Here is a 380-nt window from a genome sequence, read left to right on the forward strand (position 1 = left end):
AGAGGATTACACTAAATTCTACGAAGCTTTCTCGAAGAACTTGAAGCTTGGCATCCATGAAGATAGTCAGAACAGAGCAAAACTGGCTGATCTTCTTCGTTTCCACTCGACTAGGAGTGGTGATGAATTGACCAGCTTGAAGGATTATGTAACCAGAATGAAGGAAGGACAGAAGGATATCTTCTACATTACAGGGGAGAGTAAGAAGGCTGTAGAAAACTCTCCTTTCTTGGAGAGGTTGAAGAAGAAGGGGTATGAAGTTCTTTTCATGGTGGACGCCATTGACGAGTATGCAGTCGGACAGTTGAAGGAATACGACCACAAGAAGCTTGTGTCTGCTACGAAAGAAGGTCTGAAGCTTGAAGATGAGAGCGAGGAGG

At 44.2% G+C, this 380-nt stretch carries 1 pseudogene; it reads left to right on the forward strand.

From position 1 onward, the window contains the following. Positions 1-380 (forward strand): annotated as a pseudogene (locus C6N31_RS47255) (molecular chaperone HtpG); the annotation flags it as partial.

It is taken from the genome of Streptomyces fildesensis (assembly GCF_016107395.1).
Taxonomy (GTDB): domain Bacteria; phylum Actinomycetota; class Actinomycetes; order Streptomycetales; family Streptomycetaceae; genus Actinacidiphila; species Actinacidiphila fildesensis.